The sequence below is a fragment of the Mucilaginibacter flavidus genome, from assembly GCF_024055575.1.
GTDB lineage: Bacteria > Bacteroidota > Bacteroidia > Sphingobacteriales > Sphingobacteriaceae > Mucilaginibacter > Mucilaginibacter flavidus.
The window spans coordinates 15610-30783 of sequence record NZ_JAMXOE010000009.1; the positions used below are offsets into that span (position 1 = coordinate 15610).

Annotated in this window: 12 protein-coding genes; 9 read left to right on the forward strand and 3 right to left on the reverse strand. The window is 43.3% G+C overall.

Features of this window, described 5'->3' with window-relative positions:
* Window positions 1-97: 97 nt before the first annotated feature.
* Complete coding sequence (locus tag NAF19_RS14720) at window positions 98-1576, reverse strand: glutamate synthase subunit beta (RefSeq protein WP_252790824.1); 1479 nt, start codon at window positions 1574-1576, stop codon at window positions 98-100.
* The gene (gltB, locus tag NAF19_RS14725; RefSeq protein ID WP_252790825.1) at window positions 1576-6096 is read right to left on the reverse strand and encodes a glutamate synthase large subunit; all 4521 of its coding nucleotides are present in this window, start codon (window positions 6094-6096) and stop codon (window positions 1576-1578) included. Before gltB ends, NAF19_RS14720 begins: the two co-directional genes overlap by 1 nt.
* 329 nt (window positions 6097-6425) lie before the next feature.
* Here gltB and NAF19_RS14730 point away from each other — a divergent pair, with 329 nt between their 5' ends.
* From NAF19_RS14730 to NAF19_RS14760, 7 genes are all read left to right on the forward strand, one after another.
* Window positions 6426-7973 carry a tetratricopeptide repeat protein gene (locus NAF19_RS14730; protein ID WP_252790826.1) on the forward strand — a complete coding sequence of 516 codons (1548 nt, stop codon included), beginning with the start codon at window positions 6426-6428 and terminating at the stop codon, window positions 7971-7973.
* Window positions 7974-8507 carry a GNAT family N-acetyltransferase gene (locus tag NAF19_RS14735; RefSeq protein ID WP_252790827.1) on the forward strand — a complete coding sequence of 178 codons (534 nt, stop codon included), beginning with the start codon at window positions 7974-7976 and terminating at the stop codon, window positions 8505-8507. It abuts the gene before it with no gap.
* 112 nt (window positions 8508-8619) lie between these two features.
* Entirely contained in the window at window positions 8620-8973 is a 354-nt protein-coding gene (locus NAF19_RS14740; RefSeq protein WP_252790828.1) for a nuclear transport factor 2 family protein, read from the forward strand.
* A 34-nt stretch (window positions 8974-9007) separates the two neighbouring features.
* On the forward strand, window positions 9008-9904 hold the full coding sequence (locus NAF19_RS14745; RefSeq protein WP_252790829.1) for a hypothetical protein: 897 nt from the start codon (window positions 9008-9010) through the stop codon (window positions 9902-9904).
* Between the two features lie 174 nt (window positions 9905-10078).
* Window positions 10079-11143 carry a sensor histidine kinase gene (locus NAF19_RS14750; RefSeq protein WP_252790830.1) on the forward strand — a complete coding sequence of 355 codons (1065 nt, stop codon included), beginning with the start codon at window positions 10079-10081 and terminating at the stop codon, window positions 11141-11143.
* Between the two features lie 16 nt (window positions 11144-11159).
* Entirely contained in the window at window positions 11160-12305 is a 1146-nt protein-coding gene (locus NAF19_RS14755; protein WP_252790831.1) for a TlpA disulfide reductase family protein, read from the forward strand.
* The gene (locus NAF19_RS14760) at window positions 12302-12985 is read left to right on the forward strand and encodes a LytR/AlgR family response regulator transcription factor (protein ID WP_252790832.1); all 684 of its coding nucleotides are present in this window, start codon (window positions 12302-12304) and stop codon (window positions 12983-12985) included. Before NAF19_RS14755 ends, NAF19_RS14760 begins: the two co-directional genes overlap by 4 nt.
* Window positions 12986-13411: 426 nt before the next feature.
* On the opposite strand, the gene NAF19_RS14765 is transcribed toward NAF19_RS14760, so the two are convergent.
* Window positions 13412-13771, reverse strand: a complete 360-nt coding sequence (locus tag NAF19_RS14765) for a plastocyanin/azurin family copper-binding protein (protein ID WP_252790833.1) — start codon at window positions 13769-13771, stop codon at window positions 13412-13414.
* 217 nt (window positions 13772-13988) lie between these two features.
* Between NAF19_RS14765 and NAF19_RS14770 the strand changes: the two genes are divergently transcribed.
* Entirely contained in the window at window positions 13989-14303 is a 315-nt protein-coding gene (locus NAF19_RS14770) for a DUF3892 domain-containing protein (RefSeq protein WP_252790834.1), read from the forward strand.
* Between the two features lie 344 nt (window positions 14304-14647).
* On the forward strand, window positions 14648-15061 hold the full coding sequence (locus NAF19_RS14775; RefSeq protein ID WP_252790835.1) for a DUF1761 domain-containing protein: 414 nt from the start codon (window positions 14648-14650) through the stop codon (window positions 15059-15061).
* The last annotated feature ends 113 nt before the right edge of the window (window positions 15062-15174 follow it).

Consider the following 15174-nt stretch of genomic DNA (forward strand, 5'->3'; position numbering starts at 1 on the left):
TTCGCCGAACGGTTTCCATTGTATAGTTGATTGATTGATCCTTGTTTATGCAGGAGGACAGAAACTAATCTCTAATCTCCAGCCTCTAATCACTCATTTAAAACACCTCCGCGAACTGGTTCACTGAATCCTTGCTTTCCAGTACCGATTCGCCCATTAAAAACTCGTCAACCCTGCGTGCAGCTTCACGACCTTCTGATATGGCCCATACAACCAGCGACTGGCCGCGGCGCATATCACCGGCGGTGAATACTTTGCTTACATTGGTACGGAATGCTTTTTCGGTGGCTTTTACATTGTTGCGGCCATCCAGTTCAACACCAAGGCTTTCAATCATGCCATCATATTGCGGGTTTAAAAAGCCCATGGCCAGGAAAACCCGCTGGCAAGGTATCTCACGCTCGGAACCTTCTTTAATTGTTTTTGCAACCGGCCTGCCTGCAATGTCATTTTCCCACGAAACGTCAATTACCTTTAATGCTCTTAAATTGCCTTCGGCATCTCCTAAAAACTCAATTGTTTCAATTCCCCAATGCCTGTCGGCGCCTTCTTCGTGGCTGCTGGTTGTTTTTAACAGCATGGGGTAGGTTGGCCATGGCATATGTTGGGTACGTTGTTCAGGCGGCTGCATCATCACCTCAAACTGCCTGATTGAGCGTGCCTGCTGGCGGTTGGATGTGCCTACACAGTCGGAACCGGTATCGCCACCACCAATTACTATAACATCCTTATCTGTTGCTATAATTTGTTCGGCCGTAACTTCAATATTGCTAACGCGTTTGTTTTGCTGCTTTAAAAAATCCATGGCGAAGTGAATGCCTTTCAGCTCCCTGCCGGGGATATTAAGGTTACGCGGGATGGTTGAACCGCCAGCCAGTATCACTGCATCATTACTGCGTACTAATTCTTCGGCCGGTATATCTTTACCAACTTCGGTATTGGTTTTAAACTCGATGCCGTCCTTTTCCATAATTTCCAGGCGGCGGTCAATGATTGTTTTTTCAAGCTTAAAGTCGGGGATGCCGTAGCGTAATAAGCCGCCAATGCGGTCATCGCGCTCATAAATGGTTACGGCATGACCAGCTTTTGCCAGTTGGGCAGCAGCAGCCAAACCTGCGGGGCCCGAACCTACTACAGCTACCTTTTTACCTGTTTTTAGTAGCGGCGCTGCTGGCCTAACCAGGTTTTTTGAATAAGCTATTTCAATAATATGTTTTTCAATTTCCTCTATAGCCACAGCGGGTTTGTTTATGCCTAATACGCAAGCCGATTCGCAAGGCGCGGGGCATATCCTGCCGGTAAACTCCGGGAAATTATTTGTCGATGAAAGGATATTATAAGCTTCCTCCCAGTTTTTACGGTAAACCGCATCGTTAAACTCCGGGATAATATTACCCAGCGGGCAACCCGAATGGCAAAACGGAATACCGCAGTTCATGCAGCGTGCCGATTGCTGATTTAGCTTTTCGTCGGTATATAAATGAACAAATTCTTTATAATTCTTAACGCGCTCGGCAACAGGTGTTTTTGTGGGCAGTTCCCTGTTAAACTCCTGAAATCCTGTTGGTTTTCCCATTAGCTGATAGTTTGATATTGTAATTTCTCGATAACTTTTTTATACTCTTTTGGATACACCTTAACAAATTGACCTGAAGCAATGGCCCATTTGTCGAGCAGGGTTTGTGCTACCTTGCTTCCAGTTAAGTGAATATGCTTATGCAATAGGGCTTTAATCTGCTCCTCGTCTTTCGGCGACAGCGGATCAAGGTCAACCATTTCTACATTGCAATTGTCGGCAAACGTGTTGTTTGGATTATAGACCCAGGCAATGCCACCGCTCATGCCGGCAGCAAAGTTTCTGCCTGTTTCGCCAAGTATAAGGGCACGGCCACCGGTCATGTATTCGCAACCGTGGTCGCCAATGCCTTCCACAACAGTTGTTGCACCCGAGTTACGTACGGCGAAACGTTCGCCGGCCATACCGCGGATAAATACCTCTCCGGCAGTAGCGCCATAAAGGGCTACGTTGCCAATGATAATATTTTCTTCGGGGGTGAAGGTTGCTTTTTCTGATGGATAGATGGCTAGCTGTGCGCCTGAAAGACCTTTGCCTACGTAATCGTTGGCTTCGCCTTCCAGTTCGAACGAAACACCTTTGGTGGTAAATGCTCCAAAGCTTTGCCCGGCAGATCCTTTAAATTTAAAGTTGATGGTATTATCAGGCAAACCAGCAGAACCATATATCTTCGATATTTCGTTTGACAACAATGTGCCTATGGTACGGTCAACGTTCTTTACGTCAAAAGTGGCAAACACAGGTGTTTTATCTTCTAAAGCAGGTTTAGCCGCTTCTAACAGTTGCCAGTCAAGGATAGCATCCATACCGTGGTCCTGTTTTTCGCTGTTGTAAAGGGTAACATCCTTTGGATTATTTACGGGATGTAATATACCTGACAAGTCGATTTTCTGCGCTTTCCAGTTTTTAAGCCCGTCTTTTACTTTCAGGAACTGTACCCGGCCAACCATTTCGTTAACGGTACGGAAACCAAGTTCAGCCATTATTTCGCGCATCTCTTCTGCCAAAAAGCGGAATAGGTTTACAACATGCTCCGGCTTCCCACTGAACAGTTTTCTAAGTTCCAGGTCTTGTGTAGCAACGCCCACAGGGCAAGTATTCAAATGGCATTTGCGCATCATGATACACCCACCTGCAACAAGGGCCGCGGTAGCAACACCCCATTCTTCGGCGCCCATTAAACAAGCAATTGCCAAATCGCGACCGGTTTTTAGCTGGCCATCTGTCTGCAGAACTACGCGGCTGCGCAGTTTGTTACGTACCAGCGTTTGGTGTGCTTCGGTAAGGCCAAGTTCCCATGGCAAGCCGGCGTGTTTTATCGAGCTTATTGGCGATGCACCTGTGCCTCCATCGTAGCCGGCAATCAGGATAACATCAGCATGAGCCTTAGCAACACCGGCAGCAATTGTACCTACACCGGCTTTTGATACCAATTTAACATTAATACGCGCAGCACGGTTCGCATTTTTAAGGTCGAATATCAACTGGGCCAAATCCTCGATAGAGTAAATGTCGTGGTGCGGAGGTGGCGATATCAAGCCAACGCCCGGGGTTGAGTGACGGGTTTTCGCAATCCAGTCGTCAACCTTGTGGCCGGGCAGCTGTCCGCCTTCGCCGGGTTTTGCTCCCTGCGCCATCTTTATCTGCAACTCATCAGCATTGGTTAAATAGTTGGAGGTAACCCCAAAACGTGCCGATGCTACTTGTTTGATAGCCGAACGCATGGAGTCGCCATTTGGCATCAGCTCGTAACGCAGTTCGTCCTCGCCGCCTTCGCCGGTATTGCTTTTGCCACCGATGCGATTCATGGCAATAGCCATTGTGCTGTGCGCCTCGTGCGAAATAGAGCCGAATGACATGGCGCCTGTAGCAAAGCGTTTCATGATGTTTTCAGCCGGTTCAACTTCGTCAAGGCTTATCGCTTCACGGTGATGAGCAAAGTCGAGCAGGCCACGTATGGTGAAGTGCTTTTCGCTTTGCTCGTTTATTTCTTTCGCATAGTTTTTGTAAACGTTGTAATCGTTACTTCGGGTTGCGTGCTGCAGCAGGTGAACTGTTGTCGGGTTAAACAAATGCTGTTCGCCGCGGCGTTTCCATTGGTAAATGCCGCCTTCGGGCAATAAATGCGGGCCGGTTTTTGAGCCGCCGAAGCCTACTTTGTGCTTACAAAGCGATTCGCGGGCAATTTCGTCAAGCCCCAGGCCACCAATGCGGGTTACGGCACCGGTAAAATATTTATCCACAACCGTTTTGTTGATACCCAATATTTCAAAAACCTGCGAGCCATGGTACGATTGCAGGGTAGATATCCCCATTTTTGAGAATATTTTCAACAACCCGTCATTAACCGATTTTACATAGTTTTTATACAATGATTTCAGGTCGAGGTTGGTTTCAAGGCTGCCATTATTTTTCAGCGTTTCGATTGTTGACAGCGCCAGGTATGGATTTATGGCAGTTGCTCCGAATGCCAACAGGCAGGCAAAGTGGTGTACTTCCCAGGTATCGCCGGTTTCAACTACCAGCCCTACTGCGCCGCGACGGCCTTTTCTTATTAAATGGTGATGAACGGCTGATACAGCCAATAATGATGGTATAGGAGCATGTTCCGAGTCGATAGCCCGGTCGGATAATATCAATACTTCAAATCCGTCATCCACCGAATCCTCGGCGTAGCGGCAAAGCCTTGCTATCCCTTTTTCGAGCGAACCCGGCATGCCATCGGCATTATAATAGGTCTGCAGGGTTTTTGCATGGAACATGCCGGTATCGATACTTCTTAATTTTTCAAGCTGATGGTTTTTAAGAATAGGGTGCTGTAGTACCACGCAATGGCAATGCATCTTGTCCTCATCCAGTAAATTACCATTGTTACCGATAAAAGTAGAAAGACTCATTACCAAACGCTCACGAATCGGGTCGATGGGTGGATTGGTTACCTGTGCGAAAAACTGCTTAAAATAGCTTGATAAATGCTGCGGTTTGTCAGACAATATCGCAAGCGGAACATCAGTACCCATGGAGCCAATTGGTTCCTTGCCATCAAGGGCCATCGGCTTAATAATGGTGTCGATATCTTCGCGGCTGTAGCCGAATACCTGCTGATAACGAAAGACAGATGCTTCAGAAAGGCTGGCAAAAGCCAGGCGGGGCTCGGCCAGCTCGCCTAACTGTATTTTATAGTTTTCAAGCCACCGACCATAAGGCTGGCGCGATGCTATCTGGTGTTTTATTTCGTCATCGGTGATAATCATACCTTTTTCGGTATCTATCAACAGCATCTTACCCGGTTGCAACCGGCCTTTGCGCAATACCTTGCTCTCGTCAAGGTTTAATACGCCGGCTTCAGACGCGGCAATAACGCGGCCATCGTTGGTAATCACAAAACGTAAAGGGCGTAATCCATTGCGGTCGAGTAATGCGCCTACCAATTTACCGTCGGTAAAGGTGATTGCTGCCGGGCCGTCCCATGGTTCCATCAAAGTTGCGTGGAACTCGTAGAATGCCTTTTTAACCGGGTCCATTTGCTCGTTGCCATCCCATGCCTCGGGTATAAGCATCATCATTACATGCGGCAATGAGCGGCCGGTATGTAACAATATCTCAATAATATTGTCAAGGCAGGCCGAATCCGATTGATTGTTATCAATCACCGGCAGCAGCATCTCCATTTCCTCGTTGGTGAAATAAGCTGATGCGTACGATTTTAAGCCTGAATAAAACCAGTTTAAGTTACCGGTTAAAGTGTTTATTTCGCCATTATGAGCAATCAACCGGAATGGCTGGGCCAGCTTCCATGACGGGAAGGTATTGGTTGAAAAACGAGAGTGTATCATGGCAAAACCAGAAGCAATGCGCGGGTCGGCCAGGTCGCTGAAATATTTACGCAGCTGATAGGTGGTTACCTGCCCTTTGTATATAATGGTTTTGCACGATAACGAGGTGAAGTAAAAATGCTCGGTAGCGGCAGAAATAGATTCTGTTATTGTTTTGTTAACATACCGCCTTAATATATAAAGCTTGCGCTCAAAATCTTCGGGATTGGTGATATTATGCGGACGCTGGATAAAAATCTGCTCCATATTTGGCTCGGCCTTACGGGCAGTTTCGCCAATAACCGACGAGTTAACCGATATTTTGCGGTAGCCCAAAGTGTGCAGGCCAAGTTTTTCAACTGCATTATCAATAACATTTTTACATGCTTTTTTTAATGCCGATTCTTTTGGAAAAAATATCATCCCAACGCCGTATTCGCCCGGCTCAGGCAGGCTTATCTCCAGATCGGAGCATTCCTCCATGAAAAATTCATGAGGCAATTGTATCAGTATACCTGCGCCGTCGCCGCTGTCGGGGTCGCAGCCGCATGCTCCGCGGTGCTCCATGTTTTCGAGCATGGTAAGGGCATCGCTAATGATCTGGTGACTTTTATGGCCGTTAATATTGGTTATAAATCCCGTACCGCACGAGTCGTGTTCAAATTCCGGCCGGTAAAGGCCCTGGTGGCTTTCAGCTTGATCCATTGTAAATAGTAATGTTTATAAAATGGTGCAACTACGAAATTACTGAAAATGGCTTTTAATTAAAAATTTATCAAAATTTTTTAATTTATCTAAATAACATAATATTTAAAAAGCTTAAAATTGATAATTTGTTAAATTTTGGTAGGTAATTATATGAATTTTATAAATGGAACTTTAGTTGTAATACCTCCCGTTTATTTGGTAATATCTACTAAATTCATATATGATAAGATTTTTTGGGTCGAAACGCCGGTTTTGTTCGATAAATTGTTTTTGACGGATTATTTTTTAGTTTTAGAAGATTAATAATTTTGTAAGGTACCTTATCAATGAAAAGAATTTTTTTTATCACCGCTTTGCTTTTCCTTATTGGCTTTAGCGGCATGATTTATGGGCAAGTGGTTGCAAAGTTTAGTTCTAAAACAGATTCGGCAGGCAGGGCCCGGTCTATGATGAAGCTTGCACAGAGCAGTATCGACTATTACACCAAAACGTTTACTTATAAAGGCTTAAAACCGGAAGCAAAGGTGCGTATGCACCTTGAGCGGAGCGGGGCATATGTAATTTTGAAAAAGTTTGACAAGGCCATTGATGATTGCACAGCAGCGATATTAATAAACCCAAAATCAGGTGAAGCATATGCTACCAGGGGCAACATCTACAACAAAATTTACAAAGATGAACCAGCTATTGCAGATTATAGAAAAGCCATACAATACATTACGACAACAGAAGATAAAGCCCAATTGTACAATCTGATTGCGCGTTCGTATATCAACACGAGGGAATATGACAAAGCTGTCAGCGCCGATTCGATGGCTATTGTATTAAACCCTAAGTTTGCACGTGCCTATGCAAGTCGCGCCGAAGCATATGGCAGGTTGGGGAAATTCCAGCTTGCCATTAATGATCTGTTACCTGCCATGTATGGTTTTCAGGATAATGCACGGGCGCTTTCGGTATTGCTTATGCAGCGGGCGGATATGAAAAGGGCGCTGAAACAATACAAAGAATCGATAAATGATTATTCCCTTGCGCTAAAACTTAACCCTGATAACGGTTTAGCTTATTGGAACCGTGCCGCGTCGTACAGGCAAAATGGCGACTATCAACTGGCTTACGAGGACTACAGCAAAGCAATAAGCTACTTTAAAAATGATCGGATGCAACTGGCCAGGCTTTATGACGACAGGGCCTTGATGGAGGTAGGTCTGCAGCAATATCAGCAGGCAATTGCCGATGATTCGGTGGCTATTTCTCTCGATACCGCTTATAGGGTTGCCTATTATAATAAGGCGAATGCCCGCGCCCAAAATGGTGAATATACCCGTAGTAATGCGGAATTTAAAAAGACGATACCCTATTATATGAATAATCCGCTGGCTATGACCTCTATTTATAGTTCAATGGCTCACAACGAATATTTCTTAAACAATTACCAAACAGCAATTGATTATTGCACAAAAGCAATTGCCTTAAATACGGTGGACTGGTCGCCTTATTTTGAACGCGGGCGGGCCTATTTAAAGATGAATAACAAAGACCTTGCAGTAAATGATTTTAAAGAAATACTGGCAAGAGATACCTCAAAACAGTCGGCCGATTATGCATTTTCGTTATACTACACAGGCAACGCTGATAAGGCAGTTGAAGTAATGCAAAGTAGCTTCCTGAAAACTAACGATACTTTTGTGTTGATGGGTGATTATTATAATATGGCCTGTTTGTATGCTATTATGAATAAGCCTGGGGAAGCAAATAATTTCCTTAAAAAATGTATTGATGGCGGTTACAATAAAAAGTATGCGCTTACCGACGGTGATTTTGACAACATCAGGAATACGGCAGAGTTTAAAAATATAATGGGAGTAAGATAAATGAACGCTGAAATTTTTGTTGAAACACCCCGGCTGATATTAAGGCAATGGCAGCAAGCAGACATTAGACCTTTCTCGGAATTAAATAATGACGAAGATGTTATGGAGTTTTTTCCGTCGGTTTCAACTGTTGATGAAACAATGGCACAATTTGACAGGGCCACTAATCATATTAAACAACATGGCTTCGGCTTTTTTGCCGTTGAACGAAAGGATAACAGGGAATTTATTGGCTTTGCCGGCCTTTCGCATCCACGGTTCGAAAGCTACTTTACGCCCTGCGTGGAAATAGGCTGGCGGTTGAGCAAAGTAAATTGGGGTTATGGATTTGCAACCGAAGCTGCAAAGGCCTGCCTGCTATTTGGTTTTGAAACGTTAAAAATTGATGAAATATTTTCGTTTACAGCGGAACATAACATACGGTCGGAAAACGTAATGAGAAAAATTGGAATGCTTAAGGCGGGATATTTTGAACATCCGTCTATTGCCGATGGGCATCCTTTAAAACGCCATGTTTTGTATAAGATCAGCTAGGTGCTTTTGGGTTATATCATATCCGTATCATTCTTCACTTTTAAATGGTTGATGTTGTAAACAATCGCATACTATTGTCGTTCATTAGTTTTAACACAAAATTTTAAAAAGAATGAACACTATACCTGAAATAGCCAATCGTTTAGCATCACTATGCACCGAGCTTAAATTTGTTGAGGCTTATACCGAGTTATATGCCGATAACGCAGTAAGCATCGACCCCAATTATAAAAGTGAACCATTCACCGGCCTTCATAATCTGATTGAGCGCGAGGAGCAATTTTTGGCAAATGTTGAAATCCATGATATCAAATTGTCTGACGCAATTTTTGCCGGAAACTATTTTAGTATAGTTCTTTCCATGCATTTTACGATTAAGGGCCAGGGAACAAAAATGATTGAAGAGATTTGCGTTTATAAGGTTGAAAATGGTAAAATTGTAAGTCAGCAGTTTTTTATAGGATAACAGCGAGAGGCAGGAACCAAGAATCAAGAAAGGAATGTTTAGAATAGAACCATCCGGGTTATATGCCAAACTAATTGTGTTGATGTTGTTTGCGTGCTTTAATGTTGTTGCGCAGGATATGCCGGGTGTTGTGCAATTTCACGTTTTTTCATCGCATACATCATTTCCTGATACTGGCAGGGCAAAAGGGCATACTTACGATGGCAAGCTGTATACGGCGGCGGCTCATTATAATGACAGTTCGGTATTAATTATCGCGCCAAAAAATCTTGGTGCATCTAAAAAAGTGGACCTGGTATTTTGGTTTCACGGGTGGGGCAACAATATTGACAGTGCCGCAATAAGATATGAGCTAACCAAACAATTTATCGCTTCAAAACGGAACGCTGTGCTGATATTAGCCGAAACAGCCCGCAATGCACCCGATAGCTACGGCGGTAAGCTGGAAAATGCGGGTACGTTTAAAAAACTGGTTAGCGATGTGCTACAGGGACTGGCAGCAAAAAAACTTGTGTCCGCCAATTGTGCTGCAGGGCATATCCTGCTGGCAGGTCATAGCGGTGCTTACCGGGTTATTGCCCGCGTTGTAAAAAACGGGCAAATGCCTGTGGATGAGGTAATGCTTTTTGACGCCCTTTATGCCGAGACGGACAAGTTTATGGAGTGGATAACTGCCGATACCCAGCACCGTTTTATCGACATATACACCGACCATGGCGGTACACTTGATGAAAGCAAAACCATGGCGGGCAAACTTGACGATGCCGATATCCGCAATTTCCAGGTGGAAGAAGCTAAGCTGGTAACACAGCAACTGGTTGCTCATCGCCTGCTTTTTATACACAGTTTAAAGGAGCATAACGATGTGGTAAGCCCGGATAATTTCAGACTGATGTTAGAAAACGAGCCGTTTTTGAAGAAAATTAAATGATTTGTCACGGTAAAAATCAAATCTTCACTTTTATCGCCAACGTCGGGTACACCCGTAACAAGTTTAAAACTTCGTAAATCTTATCCACCATTTCACCCCAAACTTCCCCCATTTCGGCTCATTTATTTTACAGGGCAAAAAAATCATCTTTCATTTGGATAAGCAATTAAAAAAATGGAAGAGATCTATCAAAAACCAACAGCTTCTGCCTTCACAAAGAGGTTTGTTGTACATGCGGTTGTTATTTGGCTCGCGGTTAATGCTTTTAGCTGGCTTGAGTACATCTATAAGGTAAAATTCGACCTTGCTTATACGGTTAACAAAGATGGTTCGCTGATAAGCTTTAGCGACAGTTTTATAAACCACAATATCCGCCAGCCCTTATTTTTATGGGTAGTGCTAGTAGCTTTTTTGGCCGAGGCAAATTATGTATTTGTCTTCCGGCAAAAAAGTTTGGTTTGGTTTATAGTTAGCAGTGCCTGTCTCGGTATACTTGGCGGCGCAATAAGTCTGTTGTTTACAAAGCATTTGGCATTTTATTCAACCGGGGCACAGTTTATCGAGTCGGCGATTTTTATTAAACTTTACGTTGCCGGGTACGCTATTTTATACAACTTTTTTTATGAGCGCTACCAACGGATACAATACTACCGGCAAAAATCAGAAGCCGAACTACAATTACTGAAGGCGCAAATCAACCCGCATTTCTTTTTTAATACACTCAACAATATTTATGGGATCGCCCTAAACGAAAATGCCAATAAAACAGCCGACGCCATTGAATTGCTGAGCGATATGATGCGCTACAATATGGATGGCATGCGCGAGAACTTTATAAAGCTGGATACCGAGTTGAAGTTTATTGAAAATTACCTTGCATTGCAGCAGCTGCGCGTTCCTCAAACAGAGAATATTACCATAAAAACCAGCATTGAGTACCCAAAAGTCAAATATAAAATAGCCCCAATGTTGCTCATCCCGCTGATTGAAAACGCCTGGAAGTATGGCATCAGCATGGATAACCCCAGCAATATTGATCTTGCTATTTACGTTGAGAAGCACCGACTTATCATGACGATTAAAAACAGCGTTTTTTCTGGCATCAACGCAGAGAAAGGGTCGGGCCTGGGCATCTCAAACGTGAAACAGCGTCTTCAAATGTTGTATCCCGGCCTGCATCAACTTACCATCGAAAACGACGGGAATATATTCAGGGTTAAACTTTCAATCGTAATCTAACTAAACCAATAACAACATGAAAAAAGCAATACTAATCATCGCTGCTCTGTGCGCTCAATTCAGTGGAAAATTAATGGCGCAGGCGCCAATGCCATTTACACTAACCGGGACTATGGGACAATCGGCAAAGTCTTCAAAAGTGTACCTTGTTTACCAATACGAAGGGCAAAAATACATTGACTCTGCCACAGTTGTTAACCGGAAATTCCAGGTTAAGGGAGATATACAAAATATTGTATTGGCAACCCTTGTGCTGGATCACAACGGCATCGGCCTGAAAAAACTACTTAAAACCCCTGTTGATGAAATTGACGCCCTGAAATTTTACCTGCATCCAAGCAATATCAAATTAACGTTGAAAGATTCAGTTTCGACTGCAGTTTTTACCAATTCGCCGGTAAACCAGGATTATGCGAGATTAAATGCACTACTCGGTATAAAAGCAGAGCATAAACTCTACCACCTGTCGGCCCAAATGCAAAAACTGCGCACACCTGCGGCTGGAAATGCCTATGAAACCTATTATGATAGCCTGAAAGCCGTCCGCCGGCCGTTGTTAAAGCAATTTGTGCTGCAAAATCCAAAAAGCTACATAGCGCTTATTGCACTTATTGATTATGCCGGTCCTTTTCCCGACACTGCCGAAATAAAACCATTATTTAAGAAGATAGACCAGGGTTTGCGAAATAATAGAACCGGCCAAATGTTCACAATGCTGTTGGATAGTAAAGTTAACGTAGGTATTATAGCGCCGGATTTTGCTCAAAACGATGTAGATGGCCGGCCGGTTAAACTTTCGTCATTCCGTGGTAAATATGTACTGGTTGATTTCTGGGCATCGTGGTGCGCACCATGTCGCGCCGAAAACCCGAAATTGGTAGAGGCCTTTAAACTTTTAAAAGGTAAAAACTTTACTATATTAGGCATATCGCTCGACGAGCATGACACCCGCGCCGCGTGGATAAAGGCCATTAAAGATGATGGCCTGGCATGGACGCAATTATCAGACCTGAAACGCCACGACAATGCGGTGGCTGTACAATACGGGATAAGGGCCATCCCACAAAATGTGTTGATCGATCCAAAGGGAAAGGTGATAGCAAGAAACATAGAACCTACCGACCTGGTCGCAAAAATAGAACAACTGAACAAAGACAAATGATAAGCGCCATTGCTATAGACGACGAACCAATTGCGCTGGATGTGTTGAAAACGCACGCAGCCAAAATTTCATTTTTGGATTTGAAGGCGACGTTTTTAAGCACAACCGAAGCCATGGCTTTTTTACAGCAACATAAAATCGACCTCATACTATTGGATATCAGGATGCCTGATTTAACGGGGATTGAATTTGCTTCACTGGTGCCAAAACCTGTCCACATTGTTTTTACTACAGCCTATCCCGAATATGCAGTGAAAGGTTTTGACCTGGCTGCTACAGATTATCTTTTAAAACCGGTTAGTTTAAGCAGGCTGTTACAGGCCTGCACGCTGGTAAATGAAAGGATTGTTGCTGATAAAAAACCGCCGGAGGCGCAAAGCCTTTTTGTGAAGGATGGCTACAACCTGGTGAAAATAGACCCGTCGAAAATAACTTATATTGAAGCCGGTGATAACTACCTGAGTATTTATGAAGGCGAAAAACGAACACTGACACGCATGACACTTACAGAGTTAATTGCCAAATTACCGGGCGAGGCTTTTCAAAAAGTACATAAATCTTACATCGTGGCTATTGATAAAATAGAGAAAATAGAACGGGGACAAGTGTTGGTGGGCGGAGCTAAGATACCGGTTTCGATAAATTTCCGGGATGATTTAATGGGTAAGGTGAAATTGTAAAATATGTTAATACAATGGGCCCTGGGCTGACCAAAAAAATCAACCTCAACGGCGCAGGGTCACGCCGGCAAAGCGTTCCATTTTTATGCGGAACCGGTGGAACGCTGTGGAACATCTTGATTATTAGGTTTTTGTGTTTTTAAGAAATGTAATTTGTTGATAATCAAGTGTTACAGGATTTATGCTTTTTGCGTGATTTGTTGTAATTTACTTATAATCAGCATGTTTCAGTTTTTTGGTATTTATTAAAATGGCACCTGGACCCCTGTAAGCCACGGGAATTTGTACCCACCAGGATTGAAACTTTTAAAGAGCCGTAGGCTCGGCCAATATTGTAGCGCCGGGTTTCAACCCGGCATTACTAAATAAAAAAGGGGCCTGCAGTTTACCCCGCAACGCCCCATATTATAAGTTGACCAACACTCCTTAATTAGTTACAATAACTACAGCGGTCTTCATCATCGAGTGGATGAGGCAGTGGTAGCTGTACGTGCCCGTATTGTTAAATGTAAAGCTGAATTTTTGATTGGTTGAAAGGCTGCCGCTATCAAACACGGTTGATAACTCTGTTGCGGTATGTGGCGCCGAATCTTTGTTTGTCCACTCAACGGATGAGCCTTTTGTAATTCGTACGGTATCCGGAACAAAGGCAAAGCCCTGTATAGCTACTGTAGCCGCCGGGGTCGAAGGGGTAGGGTTTACCTTGGCTTTATTTGATGAGCAGCTAAACGTTAACGATACGCCGGCAAAAACTATAAGCGACAAATAGATGATTTTCTTTTTCATAAGATGAATATTAAAAATAATACGTTGTTTTATATCATCACGGATGAAAAGCCATAAAGGTTGCCTGCTGTGACAATTTCTTTCTAACTAATTAATTATATGCGTTACTGCTGAGTACTTTACGTAGTTTTACGTGGCAAATTGGGTGTAAATACGGTATAGCCGCAGGTGTGTTTAATTTAATTTTGGCTTACCTGGTTAACTTAACACTACCTATATGGCCGTACGAATAATTTGTATCAAAAAAGACGAGGGGGTTAGCGACAATCCCTACCTGGCAATTGATTATTTTGAGTGGATTAACGAAAAGATAAACGTAAACGGTGTAACCGACCGCACTCAAATTTACGATTGGATAAAAGACGCCGACGGCGAAGCCTACATAACCGATGCCGAAGGCAATAAGACTTACCTTATACCTGCTGTATGTCCTCAGGGCAATAAATACGTAAAAACGGTGGACGATGAAACTGTAACCGACAGGCTATTGCTGCTACCACAATGCGATTTAAGCCAGGAAACAGGAAGTTAGAAACGGAACTCAAGAAGCGGGAATTTAGAAGCAAGAGCCAAGAATCAAGAACCAAGATAAAAAGCACTAAGGCGACATTTATCGTTGACATCCTATAAAGGGTTTACCCATTACTTTTAATTTAAAATTCTTGATTCTTGGGTCTTGGCTCTTGACTCTTACCCCCTTGGTTCTTTCCTAAAAACAAAAGTCATTATTCGCACATCGCGTGCATTTCAATATTATTACTTTAAGCACAAAATTTAAAACGCCGGCAGGAAGGTAAGTTAAACTACCCGAGAAGCCAGTTTTAAATTTTTTGACTTCCAAATAATATATTATTACATTTATTAAAACTTAAGACAATGGACATTTCACATTTGAACTGGCTTGCTGTAATAGTCGCGGCCTTATCAGCCTTTATGGTTGGCGGTATCTGGTATTCAAAAGCCTTATTTGGCAATGCGTGGATGGTTGACAGCAACCTCACCATAGAAAAGATACAATCCGGAAACAAAGGAAAGATATTCGGTTTTACTGCGTTTTTTTCCCTGTTGATGGCCGTAAACCTTGGCATTTTCCTGCTAGACTCATGCGCAGGCAAAACTACTGTTGCCTGGGGTGCAGAAGCTGGTTTCCTTGCTGGTATCTGGACATTCAGCGCAATTGCTATTCACAGTTTGTTTGAATTAAAAAGCTGGCGGTACATTTTCGTTAATGGCGGTTATAGCATGGTATCGCTAACGCTTATGGGGGCTATTATCGGGGCGTGGAGGTAAGGCGATTAATCGATTTGAAGATTTGTCAATTTGAAAATTGAGCGCAGCGTTGAATAACATTACAACATTTCAACTTTCAAACGTTACAACGAAGCTAATCAAACCAAATAATA

What these genes read in the sequence shown, in the direction of transcription:
- NAF19_RS14775 (WP_252790835.1), top strand. Translation starts at nt 14,648, where the DNA reads ATGGACATTTCACATTTGAACTGGCTTGCTGTAATAGTCGCGGCCTTA.
- NAF19_RS14770 (WP_252790834.1), top strand. Translation starts at nt 13,989, where the DNA reads ATGGCCGTACGAATAATTTGTATCAAAAAAGACGAGGGGGTTAGCGAC.
- NAF19_RS14765 (WP_252790833.1), bottom strand. Translation starts at nt 13,771, where the DNA reads ATGAAAAAGAAAATCATCTATTTGTCGCTTATAGTTTTTGCCGGCGTA.
- NAF19_RS14750 (WP_252790830.1), top strand. Translation starts at nt 10,079, where the DNA reads ATGGAAGAGATCTATCAAAAACCAACAGCTTCTGCCTTCACAAAGAGG.
- NAF19_RS14745 (WP_252790829.1), top strand. Translation starts at nt 9,008, where the DNA reads ATGTTTAGAATAGAACCATCCGGGTTATATGCCAAACTAATTGTGTTG.
- NAF19_RS14735 (WP_252790827.1), top strand. Translation starts at nt 7,974, where the DNA reads ATGAACGCTGAAATTTTTGTTGAAACACCCCGGCTGATATTAAGGCAA.
- NAF19_RS14760 (WP_252790832.1), top strand. Translation starts at nt 12,302, where the DNA reads ATGATAAGCGCCATTGCTATAGACGACGAACCAATTGCGCTGGATGTG.
- gltB (WP_252790825.1), bottom strand. Translation starts at nt 6,096, where the DNA reads ATGGATCAAGCTGAAAGCCACCAGGGCCTTTACCGGCCGGAATTTGAA.
- NAF19_RS14730 (WP_252790826.1), top strand. Translation starts at nt 6,426, where the DNA reads ATGAAAAGAATTTTTTTTATCACCGCTTTGCTTTTCCTTATTGGCTTT.
- NAF19_RS14720 (WP_252790824.1), bottom strand. Translation starts at nt 1,576, where the DNA reads ATGGGAAAACCAACAGGATTTCAGGAGTTTAACAGGGAACTGCCCACA.
- NAF19_RS14755 (WP_252790831.1), top strand. Translation starts at nt 11,160, where the DNA reads ATGAAAAAAGCAATACTAATCATCGCTGCTCTGTGCGCTCAATTCAGT.
- NAF19_RS14740 (WP_252790828.1), top strand. Translation starts at nt 8,620, where the DNA reads ATGAACACTATACCTGAAATAGCCAATCGTTTAGCATCACTATGCACC.